Source organism: Cellvibrio sp. BR (assembly GCF_000263355.1).
Taxonomy (GTDB): domain Bacteria; phylum Pseudomonadota; class Gammaproteobacteria; order Pseudomonadales; family Cellvibrionaceae; genus Cellvibrio.
On the sequence record NZ_JH668203.1, the window covers coordinates 273,337 to 290,430 of the forward strand.

The 17,094-nt window shown below is 48.1% G+C and carries 14 protein-coding genes and 1 tRNA gene; 2 read left to right on the plus strand and 13 right to left on the minus strand.

From position 1 onward, the window contains the following. Positions 1 to 33 precede the first annotated feature (33 nt). The 3 genes from O59_RS14345 to rpe form a co-directional block, all read right to left on the minus strand. Positions 34 to 615 carry an aminodeoxychorismate/anthranilate synthase component II gene (locus O59_RS14345; RefSeq protein ID WP_007643975.1) on the minus strand — a complete coding sequence of 194 codons (582 nt, stop codon included), beginning with the start codon at positions 613 to 615 and terminating at the stop codon, positions 34 to 36. After that, positions 612 to 2,105 carry an anthranilate synthase component I gene (gene trpE, locus O59_RS14350; protein ID WP_007643977.1) on the minus strand — a complete coding sequence of 498 codons (1,494 nt, stop codon included), beginning with the start codon at positions 2,103 to 2,105 and terminating at the stop codon, positions 612 to 614. The genes O59_RS14345 and trpE overlap by 4 nt, the downstream gene beginning before the upstream one ends. A gap of 310 nt (positions 2,106 to 2,415) precedes the next feature. Continuing rightward, entirely contained in the window at positions 2,416 to 3,096 is a 681-nt protein-coding gene (gene rpe / locus O59_RS14355) for a ribulose-phosphate 3-epimerase (protein ID WP_007643979.1), read from the minus strand. A gap of 78 nt (positions 3,097 to 3,174) precedes the next feature. On the opposite strand from rpe, the gene O59_RS14360 reads away from it, so the two are divergent. Then, complete coding sequence (locus O59_RS14360; RefSeq protein ID WP_007643981.1) at positions 3,175 to 4,257, plus strand: DUF3530 family protein; 1,083 nt, start codon at positions 3,175 to 3,177, stop codon at positions 4,255 to 4,257. 322 nt (positions 4,258 to 4,579) lie between these two features. Here O59_RS14360 and O59_RS14365 read toward each other — a convergent pair whose 3' ends face one another. The 7 genes from O59_RS14365 to ftsH form a co-directional block, all read right to left on the minus strand. Continuing rightward, entirely contained in the window at positions 4,580 to 5,158 is a 579-nt protein-coding gene (locus tag O59_RS14365; RefSeq protein ID WP_232283093.1) for a tRNA-uridine aminocarboxypropyltransferase, read from the minus strand. A gap of 246 nt (positions 5,159 to 5,404) precedes the next feature. After that, a tRNA-Leu gene (locus tag O59_RS14370) sits at positions 5,405 to 5,489 on the minus strand. A gap of 7 nt (positions 5,490 to 5,496) precedes the next feature. Beyond that, positions 5,497 to 5,907, minus strand: a complete 411-nt coding sequence (secG, locus tag O59_RS14375; protein ID WP_007643985.1) for a preprotein translocase subunit SecG — start codon at positions 5,905 to 5,907, stop codon at positions 5,497 to 5,499. A gap of 34 nt (positions 5,908 to 5,941) precedes the next feature. Continuing rightward, positions 5,942 to 6,757, minus strand: coding sequence for a triose-phosphate isomerase (tpiA, locus tag O59_RS14380; RefSeq protein ID WP_081489717.1), 816 nt, complete (start codon positions 6,755 to 6,757; stop codon positions 5,942 to 5,944). A gap of 147 nt (positions 6,758 to 6,904) precedes the next feature. Next, a complete protein-coding gene (gene glmM, locus O59_RS14385) occupies positions 6,905 to 8,242 on the minus strand; it encodes a phosphoglucosamine mutase (RefSeq protein WP_007643988.1) in 1,338 nt (445 codons plus the stop codon). A 38-nt stretch (positions 8,243 to 8,280) separates the two neighbouring features. Next, positions 8,281 to 9,144 (minus strand): dihydropteroate synthase, encoded by an 864-nt coding sequence (gene folP, locus O59_RS14390; protein WP_040392762.1) that lies wholly within the window; start codon positions 9,142 to 9,144, stop codon positions 8,281 to 8,283. Between the two features lie 84 nt (positions 9,145 to 9,228). Continuing rightward, a complete protein-coding gene (ftsH, locus tag O59_RS14395) occupies positions 9,229 to 11,157 on the minus strand; it encodes an ATP-dependent zinc metalloprotease FtsH (protein WP_040392765.1) in 1,929 nt (642 codons plus the stop codon). A 345-nt stretch (positions 11,158 to 11,502) separates the two neighbouring features. Here ftsH and O59_RS14400 point away from each other — a divergent pair, with 345 nt between their 5' ends. Next, entirely contained in the window at positions 11,503 to 11,805 is a 303-nt protein-coding gene (locus O59_RS14400; RefSeq protein ID WP_007643992.1) for a YhbY family RNA-binding protein, read from the plus strand. Positions 11,806 to 11,852: 47 nt separating this feature from the next. On the opposite strand, the gene greA is transcribed toward O59_RS14400, so the two are convergent. From greA to carA, 3 genes are read right to left on the minus strand one after another with little or no spacing between them, the layout of a single operon-like run. Beyond that, entirely contained in the window at positions 11,853 to 12,332 is a 480-nt protein-coding gene (gene greA / locus O59_RS14405; protein ID WP_007643994.1) for a transcription elongation factor GreA, read from the minus strand. 11 nt (positions 12,333 to 12,343) lie between these two features. Next, on the minus strand, positions 12,344 to 15,562 hold the full coding sequence (carB, locus tag O59_RS14410) for a carbamoyl-phosphate synthase large subunit (protein WP_007643996.1): 3,219 nt from the start codon (positions 15,560 to 15,562) through the stop codon (positions 12,344 to 12,346). An 11-nt stretch (positions 15,563 to 15,573) separates the two neighbouring features. Further along, positions 15,574 to 16,734 carry a glutamine-hydrolyzing carbamoyl-phosphate synthase small subunit gene (gene carA, locus O59_RS14415; RefSeq protein ID WP_040392767.1) on the minus strand — a complete coding sequence of 387 codons (1,161 nt, stop codon included), beginning with the start codon at positions 16,732 to 16,734 and terminating at the stop codon, positions 15,574 to 15,576. Positions 16,735 to 17,094: the final 360 nt, after the last annotated feature.

Consider the following 17,094-nt stretch of genomic DNA (forward strand, 5'->3'; position numbering starts at 1 on the left):
GTAGTCAGTAAGTCAGGAGCGATAAATTCAATTTTAATATGCCGTTAAAAAATTGCGCAGCATATCGTGACCATGTTCGGTCAAGATGGATTCAGGGTGAAACTGTACCCCTTCCACAGCCAGGGTTTTATGCTTAACACCCATAATTTCCGCCACGCTACCGTCATCGTTTTGGGTCCAGGCGGTAATTTCCAAACAATCGGGCAGCGACTCCTTTTCAATAACCAACGAGTGATAACGCGTTGCTTGAAATGGATTACTCAAACCCTTAAAAACGCCGAGATTGCTGTGGTACACAGGCGAAGTTTTACCATGCATCACATAGGGCGCACGAATTACCTTGCCACCAAACGCTTGCCCAATACTCTGGTGCCCCAGACAAACACCCAATAAGGGAATTTTACCCGCAAAAGTTTTTATGGTTTCAACCGATATCCCAGCCTCAGAGGGTGTGCAAGGGCCGGGAGAAATGACGATTTTTTCTGGCGCTAAAACAGCTATCTCGGCTACGGTAATTTCATCATTGCGCACCACTTTGATATCAGCACCAAGCTCACCAAAATATTGCACCAGGTTGTAGGTAAAGGAATCGTAGTTATCAATCATCAAAATCATTTTGTTTCACCTTTCACCGCAGACTCACCCACCATATCAACAGCCTTAAATATAGCGCGCGCTTTGTTCATGGTTTCTTTCCACTCCAGTGCCGGCACGGAGTCAGCTACTACACCCGCTCCTGCCTGCACATAGAGCTTGCCGCTTTTAATCACTGCCGTGCGGATAGCAATCGCAGTATCCATATTGCCGTTCCAGGAGATATAACCTACTGCGCCACCATAAATACCGCGCTTTTCAGTTTCCAATTCGTCGATAATTTCCATCGCGCGAATTTTGGGGGCGCCACTCAATGTGCCTGCTGGTAGTGCCGCACGCAATACATCCATTGCCCGCAATCCGTCTTTCAGTTTTCCAGTAACGTTAGAAGTGATGTGCATTACATGGGAATAGCGCTCCACTACCATCTTATCGGTTAGTTTCACACTGCCGATTTTCGCTACACGGCCCACATCATTGCGCCCCAAATCAATCAGCATTAAATGCTCAGCAATTTCTTTGGGGTCATTGACCAATTCAATTTCCAGCGCTTTATCTTCTTCCAGCGTGCGACCGCGGCGACGGGTTCCGGCAATGGGGCGAACCGTCACTTCACCGTCTTCCAACCGGGCAAGAATTTCCGGACTGGAGCCAACGACATGATGATCACCCAAATCCATAAAATACATGTAGGGCGACGGATTCAAGTTGCGTAAGGCGCGATAGAGATTGATTGGCTCGCCTGCAAAATCAATCGACATACGCTGGGATACAACCACCTGCATGGTGTCGCCCGCCAAAATATAGTCTTTAATTTTATTGACGTGATTGTGAAAGTTTTCTTCGCCACAATTAGAAGTGAACAGCGGCTCGCTATTGCGATTATTACCGAGCGATAAATCAGGCGTCACTGGAATTTCGCCGCGCAGTTTTTGCTCCAACTCATCTAACCGCGCACTTGCTTTTACAAACGCATTTTCCACTTCGGGATTGGCATGAATCACAAAAATTAATTTGCCTGCCAGATTATCGAACACCAGCACTTCATCGGACACGCTCAATAAAATATCCGGTGTACCTATGACATCTTTGGGCGAACTCGCTTTTAAATGCGGTTCCACATAACGCACGCAATCATAAGCAAAGTAACCGACCAAACCACCGGTGAACCGTGGTAAGCCAGGCAGTTCCGGTGCTCGATAACGCTCTTTAAAGGCTTCCACAAAAGCAAGTGCATCGGCGCACTCATGGATTTCAATGACTTGGCCATCACGCTCGACCGTAATCTTATCGCCCAGCGCTTTCAATACCGTGCGCGCTGGCAAACCGATCATGGAGTAACGCCCCCACTTTTCGCCACCTTGTACAGATTCGAATAAATAAGAGTATGGGCCAGCTGCGAGTTTGAGGTAAGACGAGAGTGGCGTATCCAAATCGGCAAGGACTTCGCGCATCACCGGAATACGGTTGTAACCTTGCGCAGCTAATTGAGCAAACTGTTCGGAGTTCATGGGATTACCTTTTGCTTGTCACCCAAGCGAGGACAAGACTTTATCGTTATCGGAAATTCGATTTTTTACTGAGCGCTCAGCTCCATTAACAGGAGCTCGTTACGCAAACAGAGAGAAGGCAGGCCGTAAATCAGCAAAAATGACATACGACTAGATGAACTAGCGGCGCCATCGGGCGGCAAGGTAGGTAGCGCACTCTGTAATGAAGAAAGTAGCGTTGTTCACGAGGATGATTCCTGTTGATCGTGAGGGCAAGTGTACTGAATTAATCTGCACGTGCCTACCCTCATTCCACGCAAGAATCTGGAAATTAAACCTGCGCTAATTGCGCGCGCATCTCGGTAATCACCGCATGGTAGTCAGGGGCGTTAAAGATCGCAGATCCAGCCACAAAAGTATCTGCACCCGCCTCCGCCACCTCACGAATATTGGTAAGTCCAACACCACCATCCACTTCTAACCGAATCGGGTACCCGCTGGCATCGATTAATGAACGCGCCGCGCGCAGCTTATCAAGCACATAGGGAATAAACTTCTGCCCGCCAAAACCGGGGTTTACCGACATCAGCAACAACATATCCAGCTTATCCATCACATAATGAAGCTGCTCAAGAGAACTGGCAGGGTTAAGTACTAAACCCGCCTTGCAGCCCTTGTCTCTAATTAACTGCAATGAGCGATCCACATGGCGGGATGCTTCAGGATGAAAGGTAATATATGTCGCACCTGCATCAGCAAACTGTACGATAAGGTCATCAACAGGCTCGACCATTAAATGCACATCAATCGGCGCTGTTACACCATAGTTACGCAGTGCCTTACACACCATGGGGCCAACTGTTAAATTGGGCACATAGTGGTTATCCATCACGTCAAAATGGATAAAGTCAGCGCCTGCTTCAAGCACAGCATCAACCTCTGCCCCTAAACGCGCAAAGTCAGCCGAGAGAATTGAAGGTGCAATTTTGTAATCCCGTTTAAAGTTCTGCATAAATATCCCGATATGAATCAATAGCGGACGACATTCTAGGCGAAAAGCCTGACAACCTACAGCCTGCAAGGTCAAACCATGCCATTATCACGGAATCAAAAACTAATTAGTTTTGCCAATCTCAGTGGTTGGCTGCTCATCACGCTGATATTGATGATAACGAATGTCTATAGCCAAGAACCCGAGAGCGACCAACAGCAAATCAATGAACAACAAGTCGAAGCACAGGCCAGCAACTCCTCAGTGGAAGCAGCGCCTTATGCATCGCGTGCCATACGCGACAAGACCCTCATTGCAAATGCCCTGCAAGACGAAAGCATATGGCTAGACACCGAATACGGAAAAATACTGGCATTGCATCGAATCACAGAGGCAAAGTCGACCTTTGGCGTATTGATATTGCTCCATGCGGCAGAAGATCCACAGCACTGGCCACCCGCCCTGGAAAATTTACGTGCAAACCTGCCACGCTACGGATGGGAAACATTGGCACTGGCAATGCCACCACAAACACCTATGTCAATTCCCGCAAGACCATCTTCTTCATCGTCGAGTGAGCACAACAGTGAAAATATCGACAGCACAACGAATGATAACGACAAGCCAAATCAAACAGCTGAAAACAACTCCGTATCAAGCGCATCAAGCTCCAGCACCAGCTCAGCAAGTATTTCCCGCGAATTTTTGATCTCTGCCTACATAGATGCCGCCATTACGTATTTATCGCAGAAGAACCAATTCAATGTGGTTGTGCTTACTGACAACAGCAGTGCCTATTACAGCTTGGGCAAGTTACTGCCGATGGTTAAGGACAACCCAAAAGATCCAAATACCATTGATGGCCCATTTCAGGCTCTCATAATTGCCAACCTGCAACAGCAGGAACCGCTAACCAAAACCGAGCTGGAAAGTATATTTAACAACGCTCAACTACCGGTAATGGATATATTTTTTGCGGGCGACTATTCAGAACAACAAACAGCACGCAATCTTCACGGGGCGGTTGCTATGCGCCAAAAACTAAACGACTACCAACAACTGAAACTTAACAATCAGCCAACCGTTACCGAAACAGATTTTCAAAGTTTTTTATTGGGGCGAGTGCGCGGCTTTATGCAGAAAAAGGCTAGTGGCGTAGAACTGAAAAAAGAAGAAGATTGATTGGAATGACAAAGAAATACCGCGAAATAAAAAAGCGGTATCAGCATACGCCGAAACCGCCGTTCATTGCTCACTCGATAGTGTACATCCTGTCCACATCGAGTAATTCCCTCTCCCTACTCATCGAGTGAGTGCTCGCATTAGGCGCTTCCCTTGACCCTGCTTGGCCAACCTACCTTCCCTGACGACCTCCTTGTTAGATGCCATTGTCCAGCAAGCAACCATTTCAGAACAGTCGCAAAGTTCACTGTTTTTTGTAGGATATTGCCGCCAATGGTTAGCCGCCATTAGCGCTTTTTTTGCGCGATATTAGCACCATGCATTATCGGTAATTCAGCATACGCAGATGTAACTCACCGATAATCGGGGGCTGTGTCGCACGAGTTGCCAGATAATGGAGGTTAAATAACTGAAAATAATCAATTAGTGCATCTGCCACACATGGTTCGCGCGCCATTTGCAAACATAGACCCGCCGCCTCAGCAGTTGACAAATAATGCTCCTGATGTGATTTGCGCACCGCATAACCTCGCACCAGAACATCCGGCAACTGGACACAGGGCACAGCATCCAACCAACGACTGAGATGAAACATTCTGCCACTTTGCTTCCAGGTGCCATCCAACAGAATAAACGTTGTAATTTTGCCATCCTCAGGCAACGTATAAATTACCTCATGGGGCTTGGAAGCAGTAGTTGCCGCCTCCGTTGGAAATACCAAAACACAACGCCGACGCTCATCATTCAACAGCGCCAACAAGTCTTCCGCAGGCTCAGTTCTGCTCCAACAAAACACATGGGTTTGACCCGGCAAAATATCTGCAATAAGCCGCCCGGTATTAGTAGGTTTGAAAATTTCATCACTGTGCATCAGGAGCACAAACTCACAATTTGTTGACATAGTCGGGCGCCATGGACAAATACAAGCAAATTGCGCCAACTGACATGACTCACAGCGCAAAACAGATTTTCCTCTGGCGAGAAATTCACGGGTTGACCGCGCCAATCGCTGTGCACGCAAATGCAAATATTGATTCGCATATTCACTCACCATGTCATCCACTCCAACCAAGTCAAATCAAAACTCTGGCATTACCCAAAAAATAACAGACGAAAAAAAAGCGCTCAATAAGAGCGCTTTTTTGTTTGGTGCCCTGGGCCGGACTCGAACCGGCACAGCTTTCGCCACTACGACCTCAACATAGCGTGTCTACCAATTCCACCACCGGGGCAAATACGTTAATTACTCTTTTTCTCTTCAACCTGACTAGTACTTGGAGCAGCTTCATTTTGTACTGCAGGCACATCAGAAGGAGCAGGTGCTACGGGAATCTCGCTAGCAGGAACATCAGATGCTGCAGGGATATGTTGCTGCTGTACTGTAGCCGGAACAACCAAACCTTGGGTTGCGACTTGCGACTGATTTTTTGCAATAACTGCCAAACCAAAGCTTGTGCAAAAGAAAATTGTTGCGATTATTGCTGTAGCACGCGTAAAAAAGTTACCACTACCTTCACTTCCAAAAACTGTTTGTGAAGCACCAGCACCAAATGATGCACCAGCGGCAGCCCCTTTACCTTGTTGCAACAAAATCAGACCAATGATGGCAATTGCAGCAAGTGAATGAATAATAAGTACTAATTTTTCCATTGCAAAGCTCTCTTGAGCGTTTGATGTAAAGCAACTATTCAGCAGCTTTACAGATTGCTAAAAACTCGTCGGCATCAAGTGAAGCGCCGCCAAGCAAGGCACCGTCAATATCAGCTAATGCGAATAAATCTTTTGCATTGTGCGCTTTGACGCTACCACCATACAGAATTCTTACTTCTTGGCCTATCTCACCAAGCTGCTTACGTATAAAACGATGAACCTCTTCAGCTTGACAAGGCGTAGCTGTTTTACCTGTACCTACAGCCCACACAGGCTCGTAAGCTACTACTGCATTGCAAAAAACTGACCGATCTACAAGATCAAATATAGCATTAAGCTGTCGACCTATAGTTTGAAGATACAAACCCTTATCACGATCTTCAGTTGATTCGCCAACGCATAGTATTGGGATCAAACCCGCGCCTTGGCATTGAACAAATTTTTCTGCAATTTCACGATCTGACTCGCGCTGCATTCGGCGGCGCTCATTGTGACCAATTATTACAAATTTGCAATCCAAATCTGCAAGCATTAAAGCAGAAACTTCACCCGTGTATGCGCCTTTTTTATACTCGCTTACTGTTTGTGCACCGGTCATAATTTCAGAACCAGAGAGCAAATTCGCAGTGTGCGCGAGATACGGGAAAGGAGGGCAAATTACAACATCGGCGCCGTGCTTACCTTGCCATTCGCCGACAATTGCTTTCAGCAACAGTCCATTTGCATTCAAGTTACCGTTCATTTTCCAGTTGCCAACCACAAGTTGGCGGCGCTTGGCGTTACTTGCTTTAGTCAACAGCAATACCTCCCCCAAAGCGGGCGCTAATGTTAGCCAAGATGATTTCAACATACAACAAAATCTTGGCTTAACATCTGATTTTTATCTGTTTTTTTGTTTTATTGGAGGAAAAATTTTACCACTGAATACAACTCAAGCTGACTGAGCGTATTTTGCACACCCATAACAGAGTGCAACCTCCACCCCCATCAGCAGCCATCAGTTCAATGCGGCTTCGACAGTAGCCGCCAATTCCTGCGCCAATTCTTTTACTTGTTTCTTATCTTCACCTTCCACCATTACACGCACTACCGGCTCAGTACCTGATGGACGCAACAAAACACGCCCGGTACCTGCAAGCTTGTCTTCAGTAAGTTTAACTGCGGCTAGAACGCTGGGATTGCTACTTAAATCAACACGCTTAGTCATATGTACATTGATCATCACTTGCGGCAACTTGGTCATGGATTTTTTAATGCGGTGAAGTGGCTCACCCATAGTGGTAACCGCAAGCAACACTTGAAGTGCAGCAATAATCCCATCACCGGTAGTGGTTACATTGCTACATACGATATGGCCTGAGTTCTCGCCGCCCAAGCGCCAACCATTTTGACGCATCAATTCAATCACATAGCGATCACCCACTTTAGCGCGGGCGAAGGGGACATTGAGTTTTTTAAGGCCCAACTCAAAACCAAAATTACTCATGAGTGTGCCCACAACACCATCACAACCACCAGCGTATTCATGCTGATAAGCTGCAATGATGTAAAGCAATTCATCACCATCAATCAATTCACCTTTGTGATCAACAAAGACCACACGATCACCATCACCATCAAATGCGATCCCCAAATCAGCACCCAACTCAACGACTTTTTCCTGCAAGGCTTCTGGCTTGGTAGAACCGCAACTGCGGTTGATATTTGTACCATTAGGCTCAACAAACAAGGTGGTGATGCGCGCACCCAGCTCAGTAAAAACATCAGGGGCAATATGGTAGGTAGCGCCATTGGCGCAATCCAGAACAATATGCATACCCTTCAGGTTAAATCCCCAAGGCATAGTGCCTTTACAAAACTCGACGTAGCGCCCAGAGGCATCCGCAATGCGACGCGCTTTACCCAATTTTTCAGCAGTCGACATTTGCCCTTCAAGCTGCTGCTCGATCAGAATCTCCAGCTCATCAGGTAATTTACTGCCATTACCACCAAAAAATTTGATGCCATTGTCGACATAGCTATTGTGAGAGGCGCTGATTACTATGCCTGCCTGCGCCTTGAAGGTACGCGTCAAATAAGCAACGCCCGGTGTTGGCATTGGTCCCAACAGACCCACATCTACCCCAGCATTGATCAGGCCGGCTTGCAGTGCAGATTCAAACATATAGCCAGAAATGCGCGTGTCTTTACCGATCAAAATCATATTCTGACCATCAAAGCGATCTTTCAACACACAGCCAGCAGCCCAACCCAGCTTAAGCATAAAGTCCGGGGTTATGGGAAACTCCCCTACCAAACCACGAATACCATCAGTACCAAAATACTTACGAGACATACTTCCTTACTCCGCTAACAATGAGTTACTGCACCCAGCTATTGGTTTACAGCAGCAAGAACCTTTAAGACATCGACCGTTTCGGCGACATCATGAACCCTAATAATCGCAGCACCTCGCTCGGCGGCAAGCATTGCCAACGCAAGACTACCGGCCAATCGCTGCTCTACTGGCCGACCGAGTAACTGCGCAACCATGGACTTCCGCGACATTCCAACCAATAACGGCAATCCAAATCGCGCGAACTCTGGCAGGTGCTTTAAAAGCGCGAGATTATGCGCGAGTGTTTTGCCAAAGCCAAACCCTGGATCGAGCAGGATTTGTTCGCGAGCAATTCCAGCGGCCTGACAAACCGCAAGGCGAGCCTCCAAAAAGCCAAACACCTGCTCAACCACATCACTGTAATTTGGGTTTTGCTGCATAGTGTCCGGTTCACCCTGCATGTGCATCAAACAGACAGGCAACCCCGTCTCCGCAGCTGCAGCAACCGCACCCTCACGCTGGAGGGCTCGCACATCATTAATCAAACTCGCGCCGCGACTAGCAGACTCGCGAATAACCGATGCCGAGCTTGTATCAACCGACACCAGCGCGCCCAATTGCCCGACCACAGCTTCCACCACCGGAATAACGCGATCCAGCTCTTCCTGCACCGAGACAATCGGAGCGCCAGGGCGGGTTGACTCCCCACCAACATCAATTATTTGTGCCCCATCCAACAACATTTGTTCGGCACGACGCAGAGCAAGATCCAATGAGAGCCGGTGATTTTTGTAGTAGCTCCCACCATCGGAAAAAGAGTCGGGCGTGGTATTTAAAATACCCATCACCACAGGGCGGGTCAGATCTAATAAATGCTTACCGCAACACAAACTTGTGACAGAGGGGGAAATTGGTTTCATAGAAAATGATTATTGAAAGTAAGCAGTTATTCTAAAACAAGAACCCCGAGCAAGCTCGGGGTTCTTGTTTGCCACGCCAAGAGATCAATGAGTATTGGCAGGGCCACCGATAGGACCGGCCGGGTTATCGCCTGAACTCCCCTTATCCTTTTCTTTTTCGTCTTTTTCTCGTAGATGACTATTGAAGTCATCGTCATTCCAATCACGTGGTGGGCGCACTTTTCGGCGAGCCATCAAATCATCAACTTGGTCAGCATCAATAGTTTCATATTCCATCAATGCATCTTTCATCGCCTCAAGGATATCGCGATTATCTTCAAGAATCTTTCGCGCGCGCGCGTAACAATCTTCAATGATACGCCGAACTTCTTCATCAATATGCTTTGAAGTATCATCAGAATATTGCTGGCTGGCCATGCCGGGATACATACCCTCCTCTTCACCATAGTGAAGAGGACCCAATTTGGATGACAAGCCCCATTTTGTCACCATGTTGCGCGCAATCGCGGTTGCACGCTCAATATCGTTTGATGCACCAGTAGTGATGCCATCTTCACCAAGGGTCATCAATTCGGCAATTCGGCCACCAAACAAAGTACATATACTGGATTCCAGCGCACGGCGGCTCATGCTGTATTTGTCTGCTTCTGGCAGGAACTGGGTAACCCCCAGAGCACGCCCACGCGGAATAATAGTGACTTTGTGGACTGGATCGTGCTCCGGTACTATGCGACCAACGATGGCATGACCTGCTTCATGATAAGCGGTGTTTTCTTTTTCCTTCTCACTCATCACCATGGTACGGCGTTCAGCCCCCATCATAATTTTGTCACGTGCCTTCTCAAAATCCTCCATGGTAACCAGACGTTTATTACCGCGAGCAGCCATCAGAGCGGCTTCGTTTACCAGGTTTGCAAGCTCCGCCCCTGAAAAGCCTGGAGTGCCACGAGCGATGATAGACGCGCTGATACGCTCATCCAATGGAACCTTACGCATGTGAACTTTCAAAATTTGCTCACGCCCACGGATATCAGGCAGACCAACATACACTTGACGATCGAAGCGACCTGGACGCAACAACGCTTTATCGAGCACGTCAGCACGGTTGGTTGCAGCGATAATAATTACGCCATCGTTGCCCTCAAAGCCATCCATCTCAACCAGTAATTGGTTCAAGGTTTGTTCACGCTCATCGTGACCACCGCCATGACCACCGCCACGATGGCGACCAACCGCATCAATTTCATCGATAAAAATAATACATGGCGCCTGCTTCTTGGCCTGCTCAAACATATCGCGCACACGGCTTGCGCCGACACCCACAAACATCTCAACAAAGTCAGAACCGGAGATTGAAAAGAAAGGCACTTTGGCTTCGCCCGCAATTGCTTTAGCCAGTAGGGTTTTACCGGTGCCTGGTGGGCCAACCATCAGCACACCGCGTGGAATTTGGCCACCTAACCGCTGAAATTTTGAAGGGTCACGCAGGTACTGCACCAGCTCCTGCACTTCTTCTTTAGCCTCATCCACACCGGCAACATCAGCAAAGGTAGTTTTAATTTGGTCTTCACCGAGCAAGCGCGCCTTGCTTTTGCCAAAACTCATAGGGCCGCCCTTACCGCCAGCACCGCCTTGCATCTGGCGCATAAAAAACCAGAAAACCGCGATAATAATAAGTATAGGGAAGCTTGCCACCAACAACTGATTCAAGAGGCTCGGTTGCTCAACCTCGCGCCCTTTAATAGTAACGTTGTGGTTATACAGATCATCAATAAGCTTGGGATCCTGCACCTGAGGGCGTATCGTTTTAAATGTCGTGCTATCTCTATTTATCCCTTCGATAACCAGACCATCTATGGTTACCTCTTTTACCCGATCTTCGCGTACGCTGGCGATAAAATCTGAGTAATTCAACGTGTTACTCGCTGACTGCTTATTGAAGCCCTCAAATACACTAAACAGGACTACGGCGATTACCAGCCAGAGCACGAGATTCTTGGTTATATCGTTCAAGGAAAAATCCTCACAGTTACATCATTTTGGTGAAAGCATCAAACCCCAGCATAGCTCCACAACTTGCGAAACCCCAATGGAATTAGCTAATTCTTACACATCTGCGACATGAAATCGCCGATTTTTCCAAGAATACTCTTGGATATATACCTCCAATTCTATTTCATGAAGGCTTTGATATTGAGTGAATGATTGGGGCCCTAGGAGACGAAAACAAGGTCAAAATAAAATTATCCCAGTGAAAGCACCCACTTTCACCAAAACAGTTCCCCCTAAAAACAAGCCTTGCCCAATGGAATGAAGTAGAATGCGTGCCATTATTTCATTATTACTTCAGGTACATTTATGCCGATCAGCCCAGAGCGCAAAAAACAGTTTCGCACCATTGGCCACAAACTAAACCCTATAGTCACCATCGCCGGCAATGGCCTGAGTGATGGCGTAATAGCAGAGCTTAATCGTGCACTGGATGACCACGAACTGATTAAAGTGAAACTGGCGTTGGCTGAACGCGAAGAGCGCAAGGAAGTAGTCACCAAACTCTTAAACCTGCCTAATGTTGAGCTGATTCAGGAGATTGGCAAAGTAGTTTTACTTTATCGCCACAATAAAAAAGCCAACCCCAAATTATCCAATCTACATCGTTAATAAAAAACCGCCCAACGGCGGTTTTTTTATGACCTGAATTCAACAGCCTAGATGTGCTCAACCTTGTCAATTTCGTAGTCGACATCACCACCTGGTGTTTTTACTACCACCACATCTCCCTCCTCTTTACCTATCAGCGCGCGCGCAATAGGTGAGTTAACGGAAATTTTGTTGGATTTAACATCCGCCTCGTCGTCACCCACAATCTGGTAGGTCATAGACTGCTCAGTATCCAGATTGATCATAGTGACAGTAGTGCCAAACAATACTTTGCCGCTGTGGGGGATTTTAGTTACATCAATAATTTGGGCATTGGAAAGCTTGCCTTCAATTTCATTAATACGCCCCTCACAGAAGCTCTGCTGTTCGCGCGCGGCAGAGTATTCGGCATTTTCTTTTAAATCGCCGTGGGCACGAGCCTCGGCAATGGCGTTAACTATGCGCGGGCGCTGAACTTTTTTCAGGTCTTCCAGCTCAAGGCGCAGCTTTTCTGCGCCCTGTTCTGTCATCGGAAATTTAGTGCTCATGCCTAATCCTTTTAAACGATTCGACTGTGCAAGTCTTGCAGACGGCGCACTTCGATCTCTTTAACTTCTTTAAGTGCCATACACACCGCCAAACCAGCTGCCAGGGTAGTGTTGTAGTACACACGATGGTTTTCTGCGCTGCGGCGAATCGATGATGAATCACGGGTAGCTTGACGCCCTTCAACCGTGTTGATGATCAAATCAATTTCATCGTTTTTGATCATATCAACAATGTGTGGGCGACCCTCCTGTACTTTATTAACAACCTGTACAGTCAAGCCAGCTTGCTCCAACACAGTGGCAGTACCGCGTGTTGCCACGAGTTTAAAGCCAAGCTCAGCCAGATCCTGGCCAACACTGACAATGCCAGCTTTATCCATGTCGCGCACGCTAATAAACGCAGTACCCGAAGTGGGAATGCGGTTGTTGGCGCCCAATTGCGATTTACCATAGGCTTCACCGAAACTGTTACCTACACCCATCACTTCACCGGTGGACTTCATTTCTGGCCCGAGAATAGGGTCGACCGCCGGGAACTTGTTAAAGGGGAATACCGCCTCTTTAACACTGAAATAGTCAGGAATAATCTCTTTGGTGAACCCCTGCTCCGCCAACGACGTGCCCGCTTGACAGCGCGCAGCCACTTTTGCCAGTGACACCCCAATACACTTGGATACAAAAGGTACAGTGCGCGAGGCGCGAGGATTCACCTCAATCACGTAAATCTTGCCGTCTTGATAGGCCAGCTGGGTATTCATCAGGCCGATTACACCCAACTCAATCGCCATTTGTTTTACTTGTTCACGCATAGCGTCCTGCACATCAGCAGGTAGTGAGTAAGGTGGCAATGAACAGGCTGAGTCACCGGAGTGGACACCGCATTGCTCGATATGTTGCATGATGCCGCCAATGACCACTTGTTTACCGTCAGATACCGAATCTATATCCACTTCGATGGCATTATTCAGGAAGTGATCGAGCAACACCGGTGCATCTTCTGACACTTGTACCGCAGTGCGCATATAGGTGCGTAACTCATCTTCTTTGTAGACAATTTCCATCGCGCGGCCGCCCAATACATAGGACGGACGAACTACCAATGGATAGCCAACTTTATCAGCAGCAAGTAAAGCTTCTTCCAGCGAACGAACAATCGCATTTGGCGGCTGCAACAGACCCAACTTGTGGATCATCTGCTGGAAGCGCTCGCGGTCTTCGGCTTTATCAATAGCATCGGGGCTGGTGCCGATAATAGGTACGCCTTCCGCTTCCAGCGCGCGCGCTAATTTCAGCGGAGTTTGCCCACCGAATTGCACAATCACGCCGACTGGTTTTTCTTTATGAACGATTTCAAGTACGTCTTCCAATGTCACTGGTTCAAAGAACAACCGATCAGACGTGTCATAATCGGTCGATACAGTTTCCGGATTACAGTTAACCATAATGGTTTCGTAACCGTCTTCGCGCATCGCCAGTGCCGCGTGTACGCAGCAGTAATCAAACTCGATACCCTGACCGATACGGTTAGGACCGCCGCCAATAACCAAAATCTTTTTCTTATCGCTCGGATTCGCTTCGCACTCTTCTTCATAGGTTGAGTACATGTACGCAGTCGAGGTGGAAAATTCAGCCGCGCAAGTATCAACACGCTTGTATGCCGGGCGAATATTCAAACCTTGACGGTAGTGACGCACCGCCTTTTCGCTAGCCCCAAGGAGCAACGCCAAACGTTTGTCGGAGAAGCCTTTACGCTTGAGCTTGAACAGCTGATCTGCATCCAAATCATTCAGTGACTTACCGCGCAGTGACTGCTCTATATCGATAAGCTCTTTGACTTGTACGAGGAACCAGGGATCAATTTTTGACAGGTTGAAAGCATCGTTAACGCTCATACCCATACGGAAAGCATCACCCACATACCAGATACGCTCGGCACCAGCAGTGGTCAATTCGCGGCGAACTTTGGCAGCGCCCTCTTCGGTGGTGTAATCCACTTTAGATTCAAAACCGGCCGAACCAACCTCCAAACCGCGCAGGGCTTTTTGCAGCGATTCCTGGAAAGTACGGCCAATCGCCATCACTTCGCCCACTGATTTCATCTGGGTAGTCAGGCGTGCATCCGCCTCACCGAATTTTTCAAAGGTAAAGCGCGGCACTTTAGTAACGACATAATCGATTGATGGTTCAAATGAAGCAGGAGTTGCACCACCGGTAATTTCGTTTTGCAATTCGTCAAGGGTATAACCAATCGCCAACTTGGCAGCAATTTTTGCAATCGGAAAGCCCGTCGCTTTGGATGCAAGTGCGGATGAACGCGATACACGCGGATTCATCTCGATCACTACCATACGACCATCAACTGGATTCACCGCAAATTGCACGTTGGAACCGCCCGTTTCCACACCGATTTCACGCAATACCGCAATCGACGCATTGCGCATGATTTGGTATTCCTTATCGGTAAGGGTTTGCGCTGGAGCAACGGTGATCGAGTCGCCAGTGTGAACGCCCATCGGATCAAAGTTTTCAATCGAGCAGACGATGATGCAGTTGTCGTTTTTGTCACGCACAACTTCCATCTCGTACTCTTTCCAACCGAGCAGAGATTCGTCAATCAACAATTCATTGGTTGGTGACAAATCCAAACCGCGCGTACAAATTTCTTCAAACTCGTCCCAGTTGTAAGCGATACCACCACCTGAACCGCCCATGGTAAATGACGGGCGAATGATGCATGGGAAACCGAATTCTTTCGGTGCTTCTTTTGCTTCTTCCAAGGTATGAACGATTTTCGCGCGGGCGCATGAAAGGCCAATGCGCTTCATGGCTTGGTCGAACAAGTTGCGGTCTTCTGCCATATTGATGGCTTCTTCTTTCGCGCCAATCAACTCAACATTGTACTTTTCCAACACGCCGTGTTTAGCAAGCGCCAACGCACAGTTGAGCGCCGTTTGGCCGCCCATGGTGGGCAGGATTACATCGGGGCGTTCTTTTTCAATAATTTTTTCTACGGTTTGCCATTCAATCGGCTCGATGTAGGTTGCATCCGCCATCGCCGGGTCGGTCATGATGGTGGCTGGATTGGAGTTCACCAAAATAACGCGGTAACCCTCTTCACGCAGGGCTTTACAGGCTTGCGCGCCTGAGTAGTCAAATTCACACGCCTGGCCGATTACGATCGGGCCAGCGCCGAGAATCAATACACTGTTTATGTCTGTACGTTTTGGCATGTCTGCTCCGATTAGGACGCCTTGCGCGCTTGCATCAATTCAATAAAGTGGTCGAATAAGGTATCGGCATCGTGTGGGCCGGGGCTGGCTTCAGGGTGACCCTGGAAGCTGAACGCGGCCTTATCGGTGCGATGAATACCTTGCAAGGAACCATCGAATAAGGATTTATGTGTCGCCCTGAGGTTTGCGGGCAAGCTGGATTCTTCCACCGCAAAACCGTGGTTCTGCGCGGTGATCATCACGCGTTTGGATTCCAGATCCTGTACCGGATGATTACCGCCGTGATGGCCAAATTTCATCTTGATGGTTTTGGCACCCGAGGCCAGCGCCAATAATTGGTGACCAAGGCAGATACCAAATACTGGGGTATCGGTTTCCAGAATATTTTTAATCGCTTCGATGGCGTAAGTGCATGGCTCAGGGTCGCCAGGGCCGTTGGAGAGGAAAACACCGTCCGGATTCAGTGCCAGTACTTCAGCCGCTGTGGTTTTTGCGGGCACAACAATCAACTCGCAATCGCGATCCGCGAGCATGCGCAGGATATTGCGCTTAACACCGTAGTCGTACGCGACTACTTTAAATTTCTTGGCTCCAGTCAGGGCTTTATGGCCCTCGCCCAACGTCCAACTACTCTCATTCCATGTGTATGACTCACTCACGGTCACTTCTTTGGCGAGATCCAAGCCCTTCAAACCGCCGAAGGCTTTGGCAGCAGCCAGTGCTTTGGCTTCATCAATGTCATCTCCTGCCATCAGGCAGCCGTTCTGGGCACCTTTGTCGCGCAGGATACGGGTCAAGCGGCGGGTATCGATATCGGCGATACCGATCACATTGCGTGCTTTGAGATAGTCAGAAAGGTTTTCTTGATTACGGAAGTTGCTGGCTAACAAAGGCAAATCGCGAATCACCAGACCAGTAGCCCAAATGCGCTCGCATTCTTCGTCTTCGCTGTTGGTACCGGTATTGCCGATATGGGGATAAGTAAGGGTAACAATTTGCTGGGCATAGGATGGATCGGTAAGGATTTCCTGATAACCGGTAATTGCGGTATTAAATACCACCTCACCAACAGACAAACCTTCAGCACCAATTGCGGTACCACGGAACACACTACCGTCGGCGAGGACCAAAATGGCCTTCTTCGGGGCAGCAAGGGATTCCTGAGTAGTCAAAACAACCTCCTGAGCTGGTTGGGTTTTGGCTTGGAGAACACCAGCAGTCACAAACCCTGCGGGATACCCTTAAAGCAAGCTAATAAATCGTTGTAGGTTCGTCATCCAAATCGCACAGACGTTCAGTTTTTTCAGGCTCAAAAAGTCAGTCGCATTGGCACTTAAAAAGTGAACATCGCGATAAGTTATTGAGTCAAAAGGCAAAATTGATCTGGCTATAAAACGTCTGGTTGTAAAAAAGCGAGATGAAACTCTGATCTCATCTCGCTTTTTTATGTTCTTGTGCGAACCGTTTTGTATTCTTTTGTTGCCCGATATCTGGTCGGGCACAATCTGGCTGCGAATTCTACGGGACTCGCC

Bases quoted from the DNA above. Each gene is read 5' to 3' on its own strand.
- trpE (WP_007643977.1), bottom strand. From the start codon at position 2,105: ATGAACTCCGAACAGTTTGCTCAATTAGCTGCGCAAGGTTACAACCGT.
- folP (WP_040392762.1), bottom strand. From the start codon at position 9,144: ATGAAACCAATTTCCCCCTCTGTCACAAGTTTGTGTTGCGGTAAGCAT.
- rpe (WP_007643979.1), bottom strand. From the start codon at position 3,096: ATGCAGAACTTTAAACGGGATTACAAAATTGCACCTTCAATTCTCTCG.
- O59_RS14400 (WP_007643992.1), top strand. From the start codon at position 11,503: ATGCCGATCAGCCCAGAGCGCAAAAAACAGTTTCGCACCATTGGCCAC.
- O59_RS14365 (WP_232283093.1), bottom strand. From the start codon at position 5,158: ATGTCAACAAATTGTGAGTTTGTGCTCCTGATGCACAGTGATGAAATT.
- tpiA (WP_081489717.1), bottom strand. From the start codon at position 6,757: ATGTTGAAATCATCTTGGCTAACATTAGCGCCCGCTTTGGGGGAGGTA.
- glmM (WP_007643988.1), bottom strand. From the start codon at position 8,242: ATGTCTCGTAAGTATTTTGGTACTGATGGTATTCGTGGTTTGGTAGGG.
- secG (WP_007643985.1), bottom strand. From the start codon at position 5,907: ATGGAAAAATTAGTACTTATTATTCATTCACTTGCTGCAATTGCCATC.
- O59_RS14360 (WP_007643981.1), top strand. From the start codon at position 3,175: ATGCCATTATCACGGAATCAAAAACTAATTAGTTTTGCCAATCTCAGT.
- O59_RS14345 (WP_007643975.1), bottom strand. From the start codon at position 615: ATGATTTTGATGATTGATAACTACGATTCCTTTACCTACAACCTGGTG.
- carB (WP_007643996.1), bottom strand. From the start codon at position 15,562: ATGCCAAAACGTACAGACATAAACAGTGTATTGATTCTCGGCGCTGGC.
- greA (WP_007643994.1), bottom strand. From the start codon at position 12,332: ATGAGCACTAAATTTCCGATGACAGAACAGGGCGCAGAAAAGCTGCGC.